The organism is Halobacterium salinarum DSM 3754 (assembly GCF_008124605.1).
GTDB classification, from domain to species: Archaea; Halobacteriota; Halobacteria; order Halobacteriales; family Halobacteriaceae; genus Halobacterium; species Halobacterium salinarum.
The window spans coordinates 112,458-129,535 of record NZ_VRYN01000001.1; the positions used below are offsets into that span (position 1 = coordinate 112,458).

Genomic DNA, 17,078 nt, shown 5'->3' on the forward strand with positions numbered 1-17,078 from the left:
CTACTGCGACGGCGACGCCCCGGCGGCGGTCAGCTCGGGGAACGACTCGACGTTGGCGTAGGCGACCGCCTGCTCGCCGAGCGTGCGGGCGCGGGCCGCGATGTCGTCGTCGGTGATCTCGCCGTCGCCGATCGTCGTGGCGGCGTTCGGGACGCCGACCTGGTGGGGCAGCGTCCACGCGTCGAGGGCATCACACACCCCGCGGAGGTGGCTCAGCGCCTGCCGTGGGAACCCGCCGCCGGCGACGCACACCAGCCCCACGGTCGTCCCGCCGAGTTCGTCGCGGCCGCAGTAGTCCAGGGCGTTCTTCAGCGGGGCGCTGTAGCTGCCGTGGTACATCGGGGTGCCGAGCACGAGCGCGTCGGCGTCGGCGACACGGGCGCGGAGCGCGGGCGCGTCGCCGGCGTCGCGGTCGTCGCCGTCCCGCGGCGGCAGCGACAGCTCCCGGAGGTCGATCAGGTCGGTCGTGACTTCCGTGTCGGTCACGGCGGTGGCACCGTCGAAGACGGTTCGCAGCGCGGTTCGCGTGCCGGAGTCGTCGCTGAGGCTTCCACAGATCGCAACGACGTGTGTGTCGACAGTCATCGTATCCCGCACGTACGGCGGGGGACGTATAAGCGCTCGCGGAACTGGGTTTTTGTAGCTCCCTAGGCGTGTTGGCGAAGCGACGCGAGCATGTCCTCGACCGGCATCTCGGTGACGGCCAGCGAGAAGCCGTCGCGCTTGGCGAGCGCCGGCGCGTGCTCCCAGAGGTCGTCGGGGGACAGCCCGTGGAGCAGGACGGCGCTGGGCGTTGGGTCCACGACCCGCATCGCGACCAGCGGGCTCTCCCCGCGGGAGACGTTCGTGAACCCGAGCACGCGGCTGGTCGACTGGCCGTAGAGCCGGTAGAAGCCGTCGCCGGAGAGGCGCTGGATGGCTTTGATCGAGTCGATGACGGTGTGCCCGGAGACCGTGTCCCGGTCCCCGGGAACGACTTCCGTGGCGTCGACGGCGTCGTAGAGGGCATCCAGTTCGACGGCGGCCGGGTATTCGCGGAGGTCGAGCACAACGTCGCTGTCGAAGCCCGCCGAGAGCACGCGCGCGAACTGCCCGATGTGGGTGCCGCCGCGGCGCTCGTCGATGTCGAGCAGCGCGTTCACCAGGCGGCTGACGAGCGCGATCCCGGGGCTCTCCCGGCGGCCGCTCTCGTAGTCCGAGATGACCGACGAGGACACGTCGAGTTCGTCCGCGAGCGCGGTCTGGGAGACGTCGAAGTCGGTGCGCCACTTCCGGAGCGTGGCCCCGGGGTCGTCGCTGAGCGTGACCTCCCCGGAGATGCGCACGGCAAGCCCCTCCCGTGGGTCGTCGTCGGTATCCATGCCCTCGGTTTGGCTGACGCCCGGGAAAAAACCATCCAAGACGACCCCAGCGCGGACAGCAACCGCTAACCCGCGGCGGCTGGAAGGCGCGGGCATGGTGGACGTGAGACCGTACACGCCGGCGGACGAAGCCGACCTCTGGGAGCTCAAACGGGCGTTCGAGCGCGGCCTGGGTGCCGGCACCGGGGACGAATCGAAAGCCAAGCAGTACGCGGACAAGCTCACCGCGGACTACCGGGCGCGGTGGCTGGACTGGGTGGCCGACTGCGTCGCGGAGTCCCCGGCGTGCGTGCAGGTCGCCGAGTCCGAGGACGGGCTGGTCGGGTACGTGTTCGTTCTGCCCGAGTCGTTGGCGTTCATCTGGGACGCCGCGGTTCTCAACGAGATTTTCGTCCGCGACGCGCACCGGGGACGTGGGGTGGCCGACGAGTTGCTGGCGGCGGCCCGCGAGGTGGTTGCCGGCCAGTCGCTGCCCCTGGACCGGCTCGTATTGGACGTGGACGGCGAAAACGAGCGCGCGGCGGCGTTCTACGAGCGCCACGGCTTCGAGCACTGGGGGGAGTTGGTCGCCCGGGACTGCTAGCGCGTGACGGCCGCGAGCGCGCCACCGGCCGCACCGAACACCGCGGGGTAGCCGATGCCGGCAACGAGCACGCCCAGCGCGTACTCGACGTGAACGGTTGCCGTGCCGGCGGTGAACCGGAACAGGGCGACCCCGAGCACCGCGGCGACGGCGTAGCCGGCGGTGACCCGCACGCCGACGCGCAACCCACGGTCCGCACGCGGGGTGCCGTCGTGTCGGCCGGCGATGAAGCCCGCGACGACCAGCAGGCCCGCGGGAACGAGGAGCAACACCAGGGGCGCGTTTCCGTCGATGATGAGGTTCCGAGAGAGCCGGCTGCCGCCGACCGCGGGTGTGGAGAACGCGACGGCGTGGGCGTTGTAGAACAGCCACCCGACGGCCGTCCAGGTGGGAATGGGGTCGCCGCCGAGCAGGGCGAGAACGGCGTTGTACGACTGGAGGGCGGCCCCGACGGCGTCGGACTGCCAGAGGTACGTGACAGCGTACCCCACCACGTAGGCGGTGATGCCGCCGATGGCGGCTGGGAGCGTGGCGGGGCGTGTCGTCGGCGCGGTTTCAACTGACTGCATACCAGCCCGTGGTGTCCCTGCCGGCAAGTCACTTCTGGGGACGGCGGGCTACGTGGTGGGTGGGGCGTCGGCGCGTGCGGTGATGGCGTCGGGGTGCAGCCGGAAGAACAGGAACTCGGTTTCGACAAGCGGCCGATCGAAGGTGTCCAAAAGCGGGATGTCGACGCGCCGGAGCGCGGAAAGCGCCGTGGTCGAGATGGCGTCGGCGTCCGTCGGCTGGAGGCGGCCGTGGGCCACCACGCTGCACCAGCCGTGGTCGGCCTCGTCGTGGACGACGAACGACACGTCAAGCGGCGTCGTTTCCGGGTCCGGCTTGTCGGTGTCGTCGCCGTAGGACAGCCGGAAGAAAAACGACTCGGTGTCGGGGTCGTAGCCGTACGAAACCGGAAGCGAGTGCGGTGGGCCGGCGTCCTCGCGTCCGAACGAGAGCACGCCGGTGCCGCCGGGCGCGAGGAACGCGTCGCGGTCGTCGGGCTCCAGGTGGACGGCGGTCGTGTCAGTCATGCCATGCGTAGCTACCGAGCGGTGGGGCAAAACTGTAGTGGCCGGTGCTCCGCAACACCTAACCCGAACTCCCGCGTACGGAGTGTCAATGGTAGATTGGACGGAGAAGTACCGTCCGGCGTCGCTGTCGGAGGTGCGGGGAAACGACACGGCCCGGGACGCGCTGGCGGAGTGGGCGGAGACGTGGCCCGACCACCGCGAGGCGGTGGTGGTTCACGGCAGCCCCGGCATCGGGAAGACGTCGGCGGCCCACGCGCTCGCGAACGACGCCGGCTGGGACGTCGTGGAGTTGAACGCCAGCGACCAGCGCACGGCCGACGTGGTCGAGCGCGTCGCCGGGGAGGCCGCCAGATCGGGCACGCTCACCGGCGGCTCGGGCGGCCGGAAGCTCGTGTTGTTGGACGAGGCGGACAACCTCCACGGGAACATCGACCGCGGCGGCAGCGCGGCGATCACGCGGCTGGTCGATGACGCCCCACAGCCCATCGTCCTGGTGGCCAACGAATACTACGAGATGAGTTCGTCGCTGCGCAGCGCCTGCCGGGAGATCGAGTTCCGGGACGTCTCGAAGCGGTCGATCGTGCCCGTGTTGCGCGACGTCTGCCGCCGGGAGGACGTGACCTACGAGGAGGACGCGCTGGCGGCGATCGCTGAGCAGAACGCGGGCGACCTGCGGTCGGCGGTCAACGACCTGCAGGCGCTCGCCGAGCAGGACCGCACGCTCACCGCCGACGACGTGGTGATGGGCGAACGCGACCGCACCGAGGGGGTCTTCGATTACCTGGACGACGTCATCGCGACGCACAGCGCCCGGGAGGCGCTGCAGGCGGCCTACGATGTCGACGAGACGCCCGACGATCTCCTGAGCTGGGTGGCGGACAACGTGCCCAAGGATTACCGCGGCGGCGAGCTCGCGGACGCCTACGAGTTCCTCTCGAACGCCGACGTCTGGCTGGGGCGCGTGCGGGCGACCCAGAACTACGCGTACTGGCGCTACGCCACGGACAACGTGGCCGCCGGCGTGGCGGCGGCGCGCCGCCACGACCACGGCGGCTGGACGCGGTACGGGCCGCCGAGCTACTGGCGGAAGCTCGGGAGTTCGCGGGCGACCCGGGAGAAGCGTGATTACGTCGCGCGCCACATCGCGGAGACCGCCGGCTGCAGCATGGCGACCGCGCGCAACGACGTCCTCCCGTTTCTCAGGGTGCTCACCCACCACTGCAAGAACCGCGAGCTGACGGTGGCGATGGCGGCCGCCTACGAACTGGACACCGAGCACGTGGCGTTCGTCACGGGCTCCGGGGAGACGACGAACAAGGTGGCGTCGATCGTGGCGGACGCCGAGGAGCGCCGGACGGACGCGGCGGTCGACCACTCGGAGGGGGCGTTCGCGGGCGCGGTCCGCGAGGACAACACCGACGAGGACAGCGCCGCCGACGAAACTACTGACGGCGACGAAGACACCGGAGCCGACAGCCAGCGCGGTCTCGACGAGTTCTTCTAGGCCGTGGCTGCCGTCGGCGGGGCGTGCGCGCGGATCCGCGCGGTCGCGACGAGGAGGGCAGCGATGACGACCGCGAGCGCGTAGTACGCCAGCTGGATCGTGGGGCCGAACGGGAAGAGCCCGACGCCCAGCAGCACCTGGGCGGTCGACAGGAGCGCGACACCGCCGGTGGCGGCGGCGCTGCGGGTGGCGTTGCGCCGGAGCGACCAGACGAACGCGGTGAACGCGGCCGTGAACAGCGCCAGCTCGAAGGTGTGGTGGATGATCTGGATCCAGGAGCCGTACACGGTGAAGATGGTGCCCCGGGAGAACGCCACCTCGAACGGGAGCACTGCGAGCGCCGCGAGCACGGCCGTTCTGACGCGTCCGAGGCCGATCCCGGCGGCGTCGCGCATGCGGAGCGCGGTGTAGGTGACGGTGCCCAGGATGGCCATGGCGGCGAGGTGGTGGACGGCTTGCGTGAGTGGCTGGTAGCCGCCGGGCACGAGCCCGCTGAACGTGACCGTCGTGCCGCCCAGGATCACTTGCAGGGGCAACAGGACGATCGCGAGGACGCCCGCGAGCTTGATGTCGCGGGCGTCGAAGTTCCGGTAGGCGGCCGCGCCGGTGCCCAGGATGAAGAACCCGACGACCATCGCGACCGAGCGGTGGAACTGTTCGATGAAGTCGTTGACTGGCAGGCCGAACGGGAGGAACTGGCCGCTACAGTCGGGCCATTGGAGGCCACACGTGGCTCCGGAGCCCGAGACAGCGGTGAACTCCCCGAGGAGAATGAGTGCGAACGTGAGCACGGCGGTCACGGCCGCGAGCTGGTAGGAGCGACGAGCCATATGGGAGGGTTTTGGGCGGCCGTACGTATGCGTGTCGGGTTCGTCGCCCCCGCCCCGAGTTCGACAGGTGACGAAGACGAATACGACGCGTTGGGACAGGTTTTTGCGGGACGCCAGCGCTGGGTCACGTATGGGACTCGATGATGACGCGCTGGACTACCACGCCAGCGATCCACCGGGCAAAGTAGAGATCTCGACCACCAAGCCGACGAACACCCAGCGTGACCTCTCGCTGGCGTACTCGCCGGGCGTGGCCGCGCCGTGTCGCGCCATCGCCGACGACCCCACGGAGGCGTTCACTCACACCACCAAGGGCAACATGGTCGGGGTCGTGTCCAACGGGTCGGCGGTCCTGGGGCTCGGCGACATCGGCGCGCAAGCCGCAAAACCCGTCATGGAGGGGAAAGGCGTGCTGTTCAAGCGGTTTGCGGACATCGACGTGTTCGACATCGAGTTGGATCAGGCGACCGCCGACGAGCTGGTTGCCACCGTCTCGGCGATGGAACCCACGTTCGGCGGCATCAACCTCGAAGACATCAAAGCGCCGGAGTGCTTCGAGGTGGAGCGCCGGCTCGGCGACGCCATGGACGTGCCCGTGTTCCACGACGACCAACACGGCACCGCCATCATCTCCGGGGCGGCGCTGTTGAACGCCGCCGAGATCGCGGGCAAGGACCTCAGCGACCTCGATGTCGTCTTCTCGGGGGCCGGCGCGTCGGCCATCGCCACGGCGAAGTTCTACGTCAGCCTGGGCGTCGACCGCGAGCACATCACGATGTGTGACTCCTCGGGAGTCATCACCGAGGACCGCGACGTCAACGAGTTCAAGGCCGCGTTCGCGCAGCCCGCCGACAGCGGCGGCGACCTCGCGGACGCGATGGCGGGCGCGGACGTCTTCGTCGGGCTGTCCGTGGGCGGCATCGTGAACCAGGCGATGGTGCGCTCGATGGCCGACGACCCGATCGTGTTCGCGATGGCCAACCCCGACCCGGAGATCGACTACGAGTCCGCGAAAGCCGCCCGCGAGGACACCGTGATCATGGCCACCGGGCGCTCGGACTACCCCAACCAGGTGAACAACGTGTTGGGGTTCCCGTTCATCTTCCGGGGGGCACTCGACGTGCGCGCGACCGACATCAACGAGGAGATGAAAGTCGCCGCCGCGACCGCGCTGGCGGACCTCGCCAAGCAGGACGTGCCCGACGAAGTGGTGAAAGCCTACGGCGACCAGCCGCTGCAGTTCGGTTCCGAGTACATCATCCCGAAGCCACTGGACCCACGCGTGCTGTTCGAGGTCGCGCCCGCCGTCGCGGACGCGGCGATGGAGACCGGCGTCGCGCGCACCGAGTTGGACCTCGTGGACTACCGGGAGGAGCTGGAGGCCCGCCTCGGGAAGAGCCGGGAGATGATGCGCATCGTCATCAACAAGGCCAAAAGCGAACAACAGCGCATCGCGCTGGGCGAGGGCGGCGACGAGAAGATGATCCGCGCCGCCCACCAGATGCACGAGGCGGGGATCGCCGACCCCGTGCTGTTGGGCGACCGGGACACCATCCAGGGCACCGTCGACGCGCTCAGCCTGGATTTCGACCCGGACGTCGTCGACCCCGACGAGGGCGACCACAGCGCGTACGCCGACACGCTCTATGACCTCCGCAAGCGCAAGGGCATCACGCGCAACGAGGCCGAATCCCTGGTCGCCAGGGACCCCAACTATCTCGGGTCGACGATGGTCGAAGCGGGCGACGCCGACGCCTTCCTCACGGGGCTCACGCACCACTACCCGTCGGCGCTGAAGCCGCCCCTGCAGGTCGTGGGCACCGCCCCGGACACCGACTACGTCGCCGGGGTGTACATGCTGACGTTCCAGAACCGCGTGGTGTTCTGCGCGGACGCAACGGTCAACCAGGACCCCGACGCGGACGTGCTCGCGGAGGTCGCACAGCACACCGCGGACCTCGCGCGCCGGTTCAACGTCGACCCGCGGGTGGCCGTGTTGTCGTACTCGAACTTCGGCAGTGTGGACAACGAGGGCACCCGAAAACCCCGGCGGGCGGCACAGCAGCTCCGCGAGGACGACGACATCGACTTCCCGGTGGACGGCGAGATGCAGGCCGACACCGCTGTCGTCGAGGACATCCTCCAGGGGTCGTACGAGTTCAGCGACCTGGACACCGCCGCGAACGTCCTGATTTTCCCGAACCTGGAGGCCGGGAACATCGGGTACAAGCTCTTGCAGCGGTTGGGCGGCGCGGACGCCATCGGTCCGATGCTCGTGGGCATGAACAAGCCGGTGCACGTGCTCCAGCGCGGCGACGAGGTCAAAGACATCGTGAACCTCGCGGCCGTCGCGGCGGCCGACGCACAGCAGCGCGAGGACTGACCGGCGGTCAGTCGCCTGCCGGGCGGTCCGAGCGCGACGGCGGCGGGATCTGTGGCTCCGTCGACGTGGTCGCGTCCGGCAGCAGGCAGCGGTCCGGTTCGTCGTTGACGTGGGCGTACTGGCTGGGCTCGTTCGCCAGCGCGTGCGCGGGGTTTCGACTGCTGTCGACTTGTGCCGCGCGTATCTCCGCGAACCCGGTGACGCGGGCGCGAATGCCCCGCCAGTGGTGGCGGGCGTCGCGTGGGGCCGAGAACGCACGCACCGGCTGGTAGTCGCGGCGTTGCGTCGCGAGCACGGCCGAGTTCACGTCGCCGGCGAGCGCGTCGTGGTCGACGAGTACGCCGACGCTTGCGTCCGGCGGGGTGCGCGCGGCCAGCGTGTCGAGGCCGAGATGCAGCGCCCGGTATTCGGCGACGTTGTTGTCCGGCGCGGTGTCGGGCACGGAGCGCCGCAGGACGCGGCTGCCGTCGCGGGTTTCGATGATCACACCCAGGCCGGCGCCGTCGCTGGCGTACGAGCCGTCGGTGGCGACGTAGAAGTCCCGCCGGTGGGTGTGTGGCGGGTGCGCGATGTGTGGCGTCGGCGCGTCGTCGAAGAGCTCTCGCAGGTTCGGTTGGCCCACAATGGCCATGCACGGTCTACCCGCCGCTGTGGTGTAAATCTGCCGGCGATGTCGGTGCCCGCGGCTGCTGTCGGCAAAACCGTACGCCCTCCGAAAGTATCAATCCGGTCTGGCGCGGAGTGCGGGCGTGACGAACCACCGGACTGCGGGCTTGTTTCTCGTGCTTGCGGGGCTGTGGGGGTCGGCGTTCGTCGCGATCAAGGCTGGGCTGGCGGCCGGCTTCCACCCCATCCTGTTCGCGGCCGTTCGGTACGACGTGGCCGGGGTTGTGATGGTTGCGTACGCCGCCCTCGTGGCCGACGACTGGCTGCCGCGGTCGCGGACCGACTGGACGACCGTGGGGATCGCCGCGGTGTTGATGATCGCGGCCTACCACGCGTTCCTGTTCGTCGGCGAGCAGACCACCAGCAGCGCCGTGGCGGCGATCGTCGTCAGCCTCAGTCCGGTGCTCACGGCCGGGTTCGCGCGTGCGGTCCTGCCCGGCGAACGCCTGTCGATCGGCGGCGTGGTCGGGCTCGGTCTCGGGCTGGCCGGCGTCGTCGTGCTCTCGAACCCGGACCCGTCGAACCTCGTCAGCTCCACGTCGCAGGGGGTGGGACTCGTGTTCGCCGCGACGGCGTCGTTCGCGCTCGGGAGCGTCCTCACCCAGCGGATCGACGACGCGCTCGACAGCGAGGCGCTCGAGGCGTGGGCGATGGTGTTCGGCGCTGTCGTGATGCACGTCGCCAGCATCGCGGCCGGCGAGCCACAGACGATCCCGTGGACCGCGGAGGCGGTGTTCGCCGTCGCGTACCTCTCGGTGGGCGCGAGCGCGGTCGGCTTCCTGATCTACTTCCGGCTGCTGGACAGCCTCGGCCCCATCGAGATCAACCTCGTCGGATACGTTGCGCCGGTGTTCGCGGCGGCCGTCGGGCTCCTGTGGCGTGGGGAGGCGATCACCACACCGACCATCGGCGGGTTTTGCATCGTCTTCACCGGGTTCTGTGTGCTGAAGCGGCGCGCGATCGCGGCGGAACTCCGGGCGCTGAGCGAGTGACCGGCGGCGCTGTCAGCGCCGGGCCGCGTCGGTGATGCGGTCGCGCTGGGTGGCGGTCAACTCGATGTTGGTGGCGGCCATGTTCTCGCGCAACTGGGCCGGCGTGCGCGCGCCGGTGATCGGGGCGGCCACCTGATCGTGGTGGCGCAGCCACGCCAGCGACACCTGCGCGGGCGTCGCGTCGACCGCGTCGGCGACGGCTTCGACGGCGTCCAGGGTGTCGAAGTTCGACGGCGTGAGATACGAGTCGACGAACTGCTGGTCGGTTGCGCCACGGCTGCCGGCGGGTGGCTCGGCATCCCGTTCGTATTTTCCGGTGAGGAAGCCGCCGGCGAGCGGCGACCACGGGACGACGCCGAGGCCGTACTCCCGACACATCTCCAGGTAGTTCCCGACGATCTCGCGGTTGACGGCGTTGAACCGTGGCTGTGCGACCGTGAACGGCTCGGAGCCGCGGCGGGCGGCGATCTCGTTCGCCTTCGCGATCTTCCAGGCGTTCGGGTGGAACGTCGAGGCACCCAGGTAGTGGACGGTGCCCTCGCGGACGAACCCGTCGAGCGTGCGCATGAGCGCGTCCGCGGGCGTGGCGTCGTCCCAGCGGTGGATGTAGAGGATGTCGATGTAGTCGGTACCGAGGCGGTCGAGGATGTTGTCGACGCTCGCCCGGAGGTGTTTGCGGTTCAGACCACGGCCGTTCGGGGCGGTGCTGGTCGGCCAGTAGACTTTAGAGGCGATGACGTAGCGGTCCCGGTCGCGGTCGGCGAGCCAGTCGCCGATGTACCGTTCGGCGCGGCCGCCGCCGTACATGTCGGCGGTGTCGATGAACCGGCCGCCGGCGTTGGCGTACGCATCGAGCAGTTCGTGGGCGCGCTGTTCGCCCACCTCGATGTCGCCGGCGTCTGTTTCGCGGCCGAAGCGCCACGTCCCGAACGCCAGCTCGGTGACGCGGAGTCCGGTGCGGCCCAGCGGCACAGCATCCAATCCCATGTGTCGGGGAACGGAAACGGGGCGGTTAAGCGACGCGGCTTCGCGTGGCACCGCCTCAGTTGGTTCGGTGCCGGTGGCCGACCAGCAGCGTGGCCGCGTGCACGCCGATCAGCGCGGCGAGTGCGGTTTGCACGGGAACCGACTGGGGGCCCATGATGATGAGGGGGAGATAGAGGAACGGGAGCGCGACGGCCAGCCAGAATCCGGCGACCTCCAGGGGCTTCAGCAGTGTTGCGGAGGCGGGCGTGGGGACGGCCCCGGTGGGCGACGACTGAGATGGGGTTGACATATGGAGTGGCACCTCGTGTACGCAACCGTATGTCCGCCCACCCCATATAGGGGGGCGACGGTTGGCCGCGTTTCACCATGGTTTATCGCGGTAAATGTAAAACAAACAACCCTTTATGAGGGGTTGAGATGTGCTTAGACACTTTATAGGTTGTTCTCGTGTCGTTACGGTGGGTCGCTGGTGAGTATGGGATGGGTGGTCACTCCACGGAGACATCACTCCAGTCATCGAAGACGTAGCTCCGGAGGTCGTACTCCGCGGCGAGCGACTGGGACAGCGTGTCACCACGGTAGTCGATGACGCCGTCTTCGAGCACGGTCACAGTGTCCGCGACGGTCAACCCGAACCCGACGTCGTGGGTGGCGATGACCGTCGTGATGCCGTCGGCGGCCAGCGAGGACACGAACTCCACGATCGTCCGGCAGCCGGCACCGTCGAGGCCCGCGGTCGGCTCGTCGAGCAACACGTACTCGGGGTCCATCGCCAGCACGCCGGCCAGCGACACGCGCTTCTTTTCGCCGCCGCTGAGCGTGTTACACAGCCGCTCGGCCTGCTCGCTGAGGTCGAACGTCGAGACGACGTCCTCGATGCGGTCGGTGTCCTCGATGCCGGCGTTCCGGGGGCCAAACGCGATGTCCTGTTGGACCGTCGGTGCGACCAGCTGGTCGTCGGGGTTCTGGAAGATGAGACCGACCCGGAGCCGGAGTTCAGTCAGCGAGTCATCGTCGTACGCGATCGGCGTGCCGCCCACCGAAACGGTGCCAGCGTCCGGCTCGAGCAGGCCGTTGAAGTGACGCAGTAGCGTCGACTTCCCCGCGCCGTTGCGCCCGAACAAGACGGTCACGTCGCCGGTTTCAGCAGTGAAATCCACACCGTCGAGCACGGTCGTGTCGCCATGCGAGAAGCGTAGGGTCGTTGTTTCAATCATGTGTAGAAGTCGGGTCCCGCGAACGGGGACTGGAGGCGTGCACGCCACCTGCGGTCACACGCCCCAACCGGTGACTGCCAACACCACAAGCACAGTTCCCACGTATCCGTAGCCCGTGTTTGGTGTTGTTGGTGTCGGCAGCGTCCCGTCGTAGGCGCGCGCCTGCATCGCGTCGTCGAGGGCGTCGGCCCGCGACAGCGAGCGCACGAACAGCGAGAACGCGAGGGCCTTCGACGTGGCAAGCGTCGTCCGGCGAGTGCGAAAGCCGAGCCGCGAGGACGCGGCCAGTTCGAGGCGCGCGAGTTCGTCGAACAGTGTTTGGATCGCGCGATACGTGAGCAGTGAGACGTCCACGACGAATCGGGGGCATCGAAGCGACTGGAGGGCCCCAACCACCTCCGGGACGGGCGTCGTCACGATCAGGTAGCTGAGGATCGTGACCGAGCTGAGCGACCGAAGGCCGGTCGTGAGCGTGCGCTGGATGCCCGGCCAGGACACCGCAAGCGGGCCGACACTGACGGCCGCCGGTCCGGGGGTGAACACTGCGATGAGCGCCAGCGTCGGGGCCAGAAAGTACACCGGCAGCCGGAGGACCCCGAGGTAGTCGCGGCCGCCGGCGTCGACGCCGAGCGCACCGAAGCACGCGAGCGCGCCGGCGTACGCCAGGCGGTGTGGGGCGGCGACGACCAACACGAGCGCGGCAACCGCGAAGTAGGCGTTCAACCGGCCGGTCACCCGGGGGGTTGCGGCGACCTGGATCTGTTCGATGGTCGTGTGATGCATGCGCTACGGCAGGTCGGAGCCCATGTCCTGTGACTGCCCGCGGGGCCGATCACGCCCGAGGTAGTAGCCGATGATGATGCCGCCGACGGCCGCCTGGATGCTGAACAGGAGGCTCTCGATCTCGCCGCTCGGGGGCGTCCACAGGCTCTGGAACCACGGCTCGTAGGACGGATTGATCGTCGTGATGGTGTCGCCGGCGACCCCGTCAGCACCACCCCACGCGCCGGCGCTCACGAACGAGAACACGACGAGCGCGCCCAACAGGATGCCACCGGCGGCGAGCCAGCGGTTCATGCTGTCACCCCCAGTCGCGTCTTGATGGACTGGCGCGACATGGCGATGTAGCCGATGAGACCGGCGGCGAGCGCGCCCTCAACGATGCCGATGGGGATCTGGGTGATCGAGAACACGCTGGCGAACCGGACGATGGAGTCGACAACGCCGGCGACACCGGGCCCGGACGGGAACGCGACGCCGAGTTGGATGGAGGTCACGAGATACGTCGTCCAGTCGGCGATGACCGCGGCCGCAAACGTTGCTTTCTGGAGGTCGAGATAGGGGTTCAGCGCGCGGAAGACGACCCAGCCGGCCACCGGGCCGACGACGCCCATCGAGACGACGTTCGCACCGAGCGTCGTGAGTCCGCCGTGACCCAACAGGAGGGCTTGGTAGAGCAACACGATCGCAGAGAGAAACGCCGTGACTGCGGGCCCGAACAGCACGACCGCGATGCCGGTCCCGGTGGGATGTGATGTGCTGCCCGTGACCGACGGGATCTTGAGGGCGGACAGCACGAAGATGAACGCGGCGGCGACGGCGATGTGTGATTTGTTTAGTTCGTCGTTGCGCGCGAGGCGTGCGGTTTTCAGCGCGCCGTAGCTGATGACGGGGATGGCGACGACGAACCACACGAGCGCCCAGATTCCGGGGAGGAATCCTTCCATGATGTGCATGTGTAGTGGTGAGTGGTTCGGCCCGACGCAAAACAATTATGGATTAGATAGAACAACTGAATTTGTATTCCAGTGGGTCCGTTCGGACCACGTCGCGCAGTACAAACACGAGGCCCTGTGATGACGTGCCGACGGCAAACCTACGCGTTTCCCACTCGTGCATATAATCACTGTGGCCGATTATGGGCGAGTGGCAACAGCCCAGGCGTGTTTCAACACTCACCCAGGTATGAGTGCTATGGGCCGCGCTCCAGACCGACGCACGTTCCTCCGTAGCGCCGTCGCCGGTGGGTTGGCCGCTATCGCCGGGTGTACTGATCGGACCACCACAGGGACGACTAACCAACAGCCAACGACAACCCACACCGAAACGCAGCCCTCGGAGATGAGTCTGCACGAATGGGTGACGAGCGCGAACACGCCGGAGAGCTGGACCGACCACCGCGGCGACGCCACAGTATCAATCGCAGTCGGTGGCCACGACCTCCCGTACGCGTTCCAGCCCGCGCTCACGCGTGTTGCACCTGGAACAACTGTTACGTGGGAATGGACCGGCTACGGCGGCGCCCACAACGTCATCGCTGTTGACAGTGCCTTCGATAGCGGGGACTCCACCGCCACCGAGGACCACACATTCACACACACGTTCACGGAGATAGGTACACACAGGTATGTCTCGGAGCCGGATCGTGAGTCCGGCATGAAAGGCATCATCGCCGTCGAAGAATATCCGACCAGTGGCTACCCGGACGTCGACCGCTGGCTTTCCCCGGTCCACGATTATGACGGAACGGTTGTCACCGACACCACGACAGTAACAGTGGGCGACACCAGCTCGGGCAGTACCCAGTTCGACCCGCTTGTGCTGAAAGTACCCGAGGGGACGACTGTCCAATGGAAGTGGGCGGGCGAGGAAAGCGGCGGCGCCCACAACGTTGCGTTCAAATCCGCGGCCATCGGGATTCAGGAGCTCCGATCTGAGCCCGGCGTTCACGTCACGCACACGTTCAACTCGACGGGTACGTATCGGTACTTCTGCTCGCCGCACTCGGAGCTCAGCGGCAGGGGGGCGATCATCGTCGAGTGACGGCTGGCGGCGATCTTCGAAATCAAACGGACGATGTTGCGACTACCAGGTTGCTGTATCGCAGGAGTGCCCGGGGAGGGTTTTGAACCCTCGATCTCCGCATGTCCCAGGTTCGAGGCTCGGCGGGCCTCGCGGACATGCTGAGCATCCACGTGGCAGTGGGATGCCGCACCGAAGCTCGATACCCTATGAGTGCGGCGCTATGACCAGCTAAGCCACCCGGGCTCGTCTTGCCGTATGGTGGTCCCGTTCTTTAACGTTCTCATCTGCGTCGACCACCCGCCGGGTTTAAGCCGAGCCGGTGGCTTCTGGCCTACATGGACGTACCTTCGCTCGTGCAGTCCTCACTCGGCGATGAGGACGTTGCAGCACACGTCTCGCTGAAGGGGGAAGACGCGCTGTTCGTGACGCCCACGCGCAGCCTGCTGTACACCGACGATGGGTTGCTGAGCGACGAGTCGGTCTCGGAGTATCCCCACGACGCCGAAGCGATCCGGGTCAGCGACGGCCGCCGCAAAGCAACCATCAGCCTTGACTACGGGCTGGACGGCGACGACTCCTTTTCGGTGCCGTCGGGCAGCCTCGACGACGTGTTGCATCCGATCCTCGCGGGCGTGCTGAACGCCGCCGACGTCACCGAAGCCGGGGAGACGGTGCGGCGGTCGTACCGGTTCAGCGAACTCACGCTCGTCGTCACCAGCAACCGCGTCGTCAAACACGTCGGGTCCGCCGTCTGGGGGCTCGACTTCGAGGAGATCGTCTTCGAGACGGTGACCGGGCTGTCGACCGAAGACGGCAACGTTTCGAGCCAGCTCGTCCTCGAAACGACCCAGCGAACGGAGCGCATCAAGGCACCCAACGACAAGTTCCGCGCCGTCCGTGAGGCCGTCGAGGACGCAGTGTTCGCGTACCACGACGTCACCAGCGCGGCCGAGTTGGCCGCCGCCAACAGCCCCGAACAGACCGACAGCGGCGGCGGAGAGGTGTCCTTCGGCAGTGGCGTGGACCCCATCGACACCAGCACCGTCGGCGAGGACGACGCCCCCGCGGCGGGCGCGAACGCGGCCCAGCAGGCCGGCGCTGCGGGCGCGATGGAACGCGCGGGCGGGACTGACGACACGGAACCCGCCGGCAACCGCAACGCCCGCGGGGCGAAACGCGGCGTTCAGGCCACCACCGACGACGCGGAGTTCGAATCCAGCGGGTTCCAGACGGCGGCCGCGAACGTCGAACCGGCGGTTGATCCGGACGAACTCGCGGCCGAACTCGCGGACATGACCGCGGTCGTCGACGAGTTCGCGGACACCATCGACAAGCAGCACGCGGTCATCGATGACTTCGCGGATACCATCGACCAACAGCGCGCGGTCATCGACGCCCAGCAGGCAGTCTTAGACGAGCAACGCGAACGCCTCGACGACCTCCAGGCGCTCATTCCCGACCAGTAACGATCCGGATACACGACGACCCGAACGGCCCGACTTCTCCCGCATCGAACTGGATGAAGTGTCCGGTCGACAGCGAGCACCCACAGCGCCGACACGAGAACGCCCCGTCTTTCCGGATCACGTCCGCGTCGAAGTCGACGTGTCCGCCACCCTGGGGGTAGATCCGCCCGGCGTCGCGTTCGATGAGCCCGCGCTGCTCGGCCGCGTCGAGGATCGCCCGCGTGGTCCGTGGGTTGGTGGTGACGGCTTCGATGCGGTCGACGGCGTCCGCCACGGACAGCGACTCGAATTCGAGGGCTGCGAGCAGTTCCACACCGACCTCAACCCGGTCGGTGTCCCCGTCTGATCCGCTGTGCCCGGGCATACCACCCACTCCGGGGACGGCGCACTTCAGGGTTGCCCGCTGGGGTGACACGGCAAGCCGGGCGCTTTTGTGTCCGTCACGGCTACCGCCTGGGGATGCGACGGTACGCAGCGTGGCTCGCGGTTGGCGGTGGTCTCGCGGCGGCTGCGGTGGTCGTCCGGCCGACGCGGGTGCTCGGTGCACTCCGACACGCGGCCGCCAGTCCCTGGTTTCCGGCTGTGTTGGTCGCGCTGTATGCGGTCCGGCCGTTCCTGGCGTGGCCGATCAGCGCGCTGTCCCTGCTCGTCGGGTTCAAATACGGACTGGTCGTGGGGGTTCCGGTCGCCCTGGCGGGTGCCGTCGCGACCAGCCTGCCGCCGTACCTGATCGGACGGGGTGCGCCCAGGGACGGGCGCGTGTTCGGCCGCCTCTCGGCGGGCAGCCGGCGGTATTTCGACGCCGCCGGCGGGCTGCGCGGGCTCGTCGCGGCCCGCATCGCACCGACGCCCGCGGAGCCGGTGTCGGCCGCTGCGGGCGCGGGCGGCGTCACCCCTCGCGTGTTCGGGATCGGGACACTGGTCGGGGAGTTGCCGTGGGTTGTCGGGGCGGTTGCGGTCGGCAACACGCTCGACGCGTTCGATCCGCTCGGCGCGTCGGTGACGCCGGCGTACGCGATCGCGGGCGGCGCGGTGGCGGCGGCGCTCCTCGCGCCGATCGCGTACCGGCGGCTCCGCCGGGCTTAGGACAGCCAGAACGTGTCCGCGCAGTCATAGACGACGCCGTGCTGTGGGCAGACGTACTTGCAGTGGCGCTTGAACAGGGCGGCGCTGCACCGCGGACACCCCGGAGCCTCGGTCGGCATACACGA

Annotated in this window: 21 protein-coding genes and 1 tRNA gene; 7 read left to right on the forward strand and 15 right to left on the reverse strand. The window is 68.4% G+C overall.

From position 1 onward, the window contains the following. Both APQ99_RS00550 and APQ99_RS00555 read right to left on the reverse strand, forming a co-directional pair. Positions 1 to 585 carry an NADPH-dependent FMN reductase gene (locus APQ99_RS00550; RefSeq protein WP_010903176.1) on the reverse strand — a complete coding sequence of 195 codons (585 nt, stop codon included), beginning with the start codon at positions 583 to 585 and terminating at the stop codon, positions 1 to 3. A gap of 62 nt (positions 586 to 647) precedes the next feature. Beyond that, positions 648 to 1,361, reverse strand: a complete 714-nt coding sequence (locus APQ99_RS00555; protein WP_012289362.1) for a helix-turn-helix domain-containing protein — start codon at positions 1,359 to 1,361, stop codon at positions 648 to 650. Between the two features lie 94 nt (positions 1,362 to 1,455). Between APQ99_RS00555 and APQ99_RS00560 the strand changes: the two genes are divergently transcribed. Continuing rightward, entirely contained in the window at positions 1,456 to 1,944 is a 489-nt protein-coding gene (locus APQ99_RS00560) for a GNAT family N-acetyltransferase (RefSeq protein WP_010903178.1), read from the forward strand. Here APQ99_RS00560 and APQ99_RS00565 read toward each other — a convergent pair. Both APQ99_RS00565 and APQ99_RS00570 read right to left on the reverse strand, forming a co-directional pair. Next, positions 1,941 to 2,513 (reverse strand): hypothetical protein, encoded by a 573-nt coding sequence (locus APQ99_RS00565; RefSeq protein WP_010903179.1) that lies wholly within the window; start codon positions 2,511 to 2,513, stop codon positions 1,941 to 1,943. The two genes, APQ99_RS00560 and APQ99_RS00565, sit on opposite strands and share 4 nt — an antisense overlap. A 48-nt stretch (positions 2,514 to 2,561) precedes the next feature. Then, positions 2,562 to 3,017 (reverse strand): pyridoxamine 5'-phosphate oxidase family protein, encoded by a 456-nt coding sequence (locus APQ99_RS00570; protein WP_010903180.1) that lies wholly within the window; start codon positions 3,015 to 3,017, stop codon positions 2,562 to 2,564. A gap of 88 nt (positions 3,018 to 3,105) precedes the next feature. Between APQ99_RS00570 and APQ99_RS00575 the strand changes: the two genes are divergently transcribed. Continuing rightward, complete coding sequence (locus APQ99_RS00575; RefSeq protein ID WP_012289363.1) at positions 3,106 to 4,521, forward strand: replication factor C large subunit; 1,416 nt, start codon at positions 3,106 to 3,108, stop codon at positions 4,519 to 4,521. Here APQ99_RS00575 and APQ99_RS00580 read toward each other — a convergent pair. Beyond that, complete coding sequence (locus tag APQ99_RS00580; protein ID WP_010903182.1) at positions 4,518 to 5,351, reverse strand: COX15/CtaA family protein; 834 nt, start codon at positions 5,349 to 5,351, stop codon at positions 4,518 to 4,520. The genes APQ99_RS00575 and APQ99_RS00580 overlap by 4 nt on opposite strands. A gap of 130 nt (positions 5,352 to 5,481) precedes the next feature. Between APQ99_RS00580 and APQ99_RS00585 the strand changes: the two genes are divergently transcribed. Continuing rightward, positions 5,482 to 7,734 carry an NADP-dependent malic enzyme gene (locus tag APQ99_RS00585; RefSeq protein WP_010903183.1) on the forward strand — a complete coding sequence of 751 codons (2,253 nt, stop codon included), beginning with the start codon at positions 5,482 to 5,484 and terminating at the stop codon, positions 7,732 to 7,734. Positions 7,735 to 7,741: 7 nt separating this feature from the next. On the opposite strand, the gene APQ99_RS00590 is transcribed toward APQ99_RS00585, so the two are convergent. Beyond that, positions 7,742 to 8,365 (reverse strand): hypothetical protein, encoded by a 624-nt coding sequence (locus APQ99_RS00590; protein ID WP_010903184.1) that lies wholly within the window; start codon positions 8,363 to 8,365, stop codon positions 7,742 to 7,744. A gap of 118 nt (positions 8,366 to 8,483) precedes the next feature. On the opposite strand from APQ99_RS00590, the gene APQ99_RS00595 reads away from it, so the two are divergent. Continuing rightward, complete coding sequence (locus tag APQ99_RS00595) at positions 8,484 to 9,392, forward strand: DMT family transporter (protein ID WP_012289364.1); 909 nt, start codon at positions 8,484 to 8,486, stop codon at positions 9,390 to 9,392. Positions 9,393 to 9,404: 12 nt separating this feature from the next. Here the strand turns inward: APQ99_RS00595 and APQ99_RS00600 are convergent, their stop codons facing one another. From APQ99_RS00600 to APQ99_RS00625, 6 genes are all read right to left on the reverse strand, one after another. Next, positions 9,405 to 10,379, reverse strand: a complete 975-nt coding sequence (locus tag APQ99_RS00600) for an aldo/keto reductase (RefSeq protein ID WP_010903186.1) — start codon at positions 10,377 to 10,379, stop codon at positions 9,405 to 9,407. Between the two features lie 55 nt (positions 10,380 to 10,434). Next, positions 10,435 to 10,668: a hypothetical protein gene (locus APQ99_RS00605; RefSeq protein WP_010903187.1), complete on the reverse strand. Its 234-nt coding sequence runs from the start codon at positions 10,666 to 10,668 to the stop codon at positions 10,435 to 10,437. 199 nt (positions 10,669 to 10,867) lie between these two features. Continuing rightward, the gene (locus APQ99_RS00610; RefSeq protein ID WP_010903188.1) at positions 10,868 to 11,596 is read right to left on the reverse strand and encodes an energy-coupling factor ABC transporter ATP-binding protein; all 729 of its coding nucleotides are present in this window, start codon (positions 11,594 to 11,596) and stop codon (positions 10,868 to 10,870) included. A 54-nt stretch (positions 11,597 to 11,650) separates the two neighbouring features. Beyond that, a complete protein-coding gene (gene cbiQ, locus APQ99_RS00615; protein WP_010903189.1) occupies positions 11,651 to 12,379 on the reverse strand; it encodes a cobalt ECF transporter T component CbiQ in 729 nt (242 codons plus the stop codon). Positions 12,380 to 12,382: 3 nt separating this feature from the next. Beyond that, the gene (locus tag APQ99_RS00620) at positions 12,383 to 12,673 is read right to left on the reverse strand and encodes an energy-coupling factor ABC transporter substrate-binding protein (protein ID WP_010903190.1); all 291 of its coding nucleotides are present in this window, start codon (positions 12,671 to 12,673) and stop codon (positions 12,383 to 12,385) included. Then, positions 12,670 to 13,332 (reverse strand): energy-coupling factor ABC transporter permease, encoded by a 663-nt coding sequence (locus tag APQ99_RS00625; protein ID WP_010903191.1) that lies wholly within the window; start codon positions 13,330 to 13,332, stop codon positions 12,670 to 12,672. The genes APQ99_RS00620 and APQ99_RS00625 overlap by 4 nt, the downstream gene beginning before the upstream one ends. Positions 13,333 to 13,717: 385 nt before the next feature. On the opposite strand from APQ99_RS00625, the gene APQ99_RS00630 reads away from it, so the two are divergent. After that, on the forward strand, positions 13,718 to 14,419 hold the full coding sequence (locus APQ99_RS00630; RefSeq protein ID WP_231851027.1) for a plastocyanin/azurin family copper-binding protein: 702 nt from the start codon (positions 13,718 to 13,720) through the stop codon (positions 14,417 to 14,419). A gap of 67 nt (positions 14,420 to 14,486) precedes the next feature. Here the strand turns inward: APQ99_RS00630 and APQ99_RS00635 are convergent. Further along, positions 14,487 to 14,644 (reverse strand) — tRNA-Met (locus APQ99_RS00635). A 92-nt stretch (positions 14,645 to 14,736) separates the two neighbouring features. Here APQ99_RS00635 and APQ99_RS00640 point away from each other — a divergent pair. Continuing rightward, positions 14,737 to 15,867 (forward strand): DUF7115 domain-containing protein, encoded by a 1,131-nt coding sequence (locus APQ99_RS00640; protein WP_010903193.1) that lies wholly within the window; start codon positions 14,737 to 14,739, stop codon positions 15,865 to 15,867. Here APQ99_RS00640 and APQ99_RS00645 read toward each other — a convergent pair. Then, on the reverse strand, positions 15,851 to 16,231 hold the full coding sequence (locus APQ99_RS00645; protein ID WP_010903194.1) for a DUF5830 family protein: 381 nt from the start codon (positions 16,229 to 16,231) through the stop codon (positions 15,851 to 15,853). The two genes, APQ99_RS00640 and APQ99_RS00645, sit on opposite strands and share 17 nt — an antisense overlap. A gap of 95 nt (positions 16,232 to 16,326) precedes the next feature. Here APQ99_RS00645 and APQ99_RS00650 point away from each other — a divergent pair, with 95 nt between their 5' ends. After that, complete coding sequence (locus APQ99_RS00650; RefSeq protein WP_010903195.1) at positions 16,327 to 16,953, forward strand: TVP38/TMEM64 family protein; 627 nt, start codon at positions 16,327 to 16,329, stop codon at positions 16,951 to 16,953. Here the strand turns inward: APQ99_RS00650 and APQ99_RS12910 are convergent. Continuing rightward, on the reverse strand, positions 16,950 to 17,072 hold the full coding sequence (locus tag APQ99_RS12910) for an HVO_2523 family zinc finger protein (protein WP_010903196.1): 123 nt from the start codon (positions 17,070 to 17,072) through the stop codon (positions 16,950 to 16,952). The genes APQ99_RS00650 and APQ99_RS12910 overlap by 4 nt on opposite strands. Between the last annotated feature and the right edge of the window lie 6 nt (positions 17,073 to 17,078).

What these genes read in the sequence shown, in the direction of transcription:
- APQ99_RS00550 (WP_010903176.1), bottom strand. Translation starts at nt 585, where the DNA reads ATGACTGTCGACACACACGTCGTTGCGATCTGTGGAAGCCTCAGCGAC.
- APQ99_RS00555 (WP_012289362.1), bottom strand. Translation starts at nt 1,361, where the DNA reads ATGGATACCGACGACGACCCACGGGAGGGGCTTGCCGTGCGCATCTCC.
- APQ99_RS00560 (WP_010903178.1), top strand. Translation starts at nt 1,456, where the DNA reads ATGGTGGACGTGAGACCGTACACGCCGGCGGACGAAGCCGACCTCTGG.
- APQ99_RS00565 (WP_010903179.1), bottom strand. Translation starts at nt 2,513, where the DNA reads ATGCAGTCAGTTGAAACCGCGCCGACGACACGCCCCGCCACGCTCCCA.
- APQ99_RS00570 (WP_010903180.1), bottom strand. Translation starts at nt 3,017, where the DNA reads ATGACTGACACGACCGCCGTCCACCTGGAGCCCGACGACCGCGACGCG.
- APQ99_RS00575 (WP_012289363.1), top strand. Translation starts at nt 3,106, where the DNA reads ATGGTAGATTGGACGGAGAAGTACCGTCCGGCGTCGCTGTCGGAGGTG.
- APQ99_RS00580 (WP_010903182.1), bottom strand. Translation starts at nt 5,351, where the DNA reads ATGGCTCGTCGCTCCTACCAGCTCGCGGCCGTGACCGCCGTGCTCACG.
- APQ99_RS00585 (WP_010903183.1), top strand. Translation starts at nt 5,482, where the DNA reads ATGGGACTCGATGATGACGCGCTGGACTACCACGCCAGCGATCCACCG.
- APQ99_RS00590 (WP_010903184.1), bottom strand. Translation starts at nt 8,365, where the DNA reads ATGGCCATTGTGGGCCAACCGAACCTGCGAGAGCTCTTCGACGACGCG.
- APQ99_RS00600 (WP_010903186.1), bottom strand. Translation starts at nt 10,379, where the DNA reads ATGGGATTGGATGCTGTGCCGCTGGGCCGCACCGGACTCCGCGTCACC.
- APQ99_RS00605 (WP_010903187.1), bottom strand. Translation starts at nt 10,668, where the DNA reads ATGTCAACCCCATCTCAGTCGTCGCCCACCGGGGCCGTCCCCACGCCC.
- APQ99_RS00610 (WP_010903188.1), bottom strand. Translation starts at nt 11,596, where the DNA reads ATGATTGAAACAACGACCCTACGCTTCTCGCATGGCGACACGACCGTG.
- cbiQ (WP_010903189.1), bottom strand. Translation starts at nt 12,379, where the DNA reads ATGCATCACACGACCATCGAACAGATCCAGGTCGCCGCAACCCCCCGG.
- APQ99_RS00620 (WP_010903190.1), bottom strand. Translation starts at nt 12,673, where the DNA reads ATGAACCGCTGGCTCGCCGCCGGTGGCATCCTGTTGGGCGCGCTCGTC.
- APQ99_RS00625 (WP_010903191.1), bottom strand. Translation starts at nt 13,332, where the DNA reads ATGCACATCATGGAAGGATTCCTCCCCGGAATCTGGGCGCTCGTGTGG.
- APQ99_RS00630 (WP_231851027.1), top strand. Translation starts at nt 13,718, where the DNA reads ATGAGTCTGCACGAATGGGTGACGAGCGCGAACACGCCGGAGAGCTGG.
- APQ99_RS00640 (WP_010903193.1), top strand. Translation starts at nt 14,737, where the DNA reads ATGGACGTACCTTCGCTCGTGCAGTCCTCACTCGGCGATGAGGACGTT.
- APQ99_RS00645 (WP_010903194.1), bottom strand. Translation starts at nt 16,231, where the DNA reads ATGCCCGGGCACAGCGGATCAGACGGGGACACCGACCGGGTTGAGGTC.
- APQ99_RS00650 (WP_010903195.1), top strand. Translation starts at nt 16,327, where the DNA reads ATGCGACGGTACGCAGCGTGGCTCGCGGTTGGCGGTGGTCTCGCGGCG.
- APQ99_RS12910 (WP_010903196.1), bottom strand. Translation starts at nt 17,072, where the DNA reads ATGCCGACCGAGGCTCCGGGGTGTCCGCGGTGCAGCGCCGCCCTGTTC.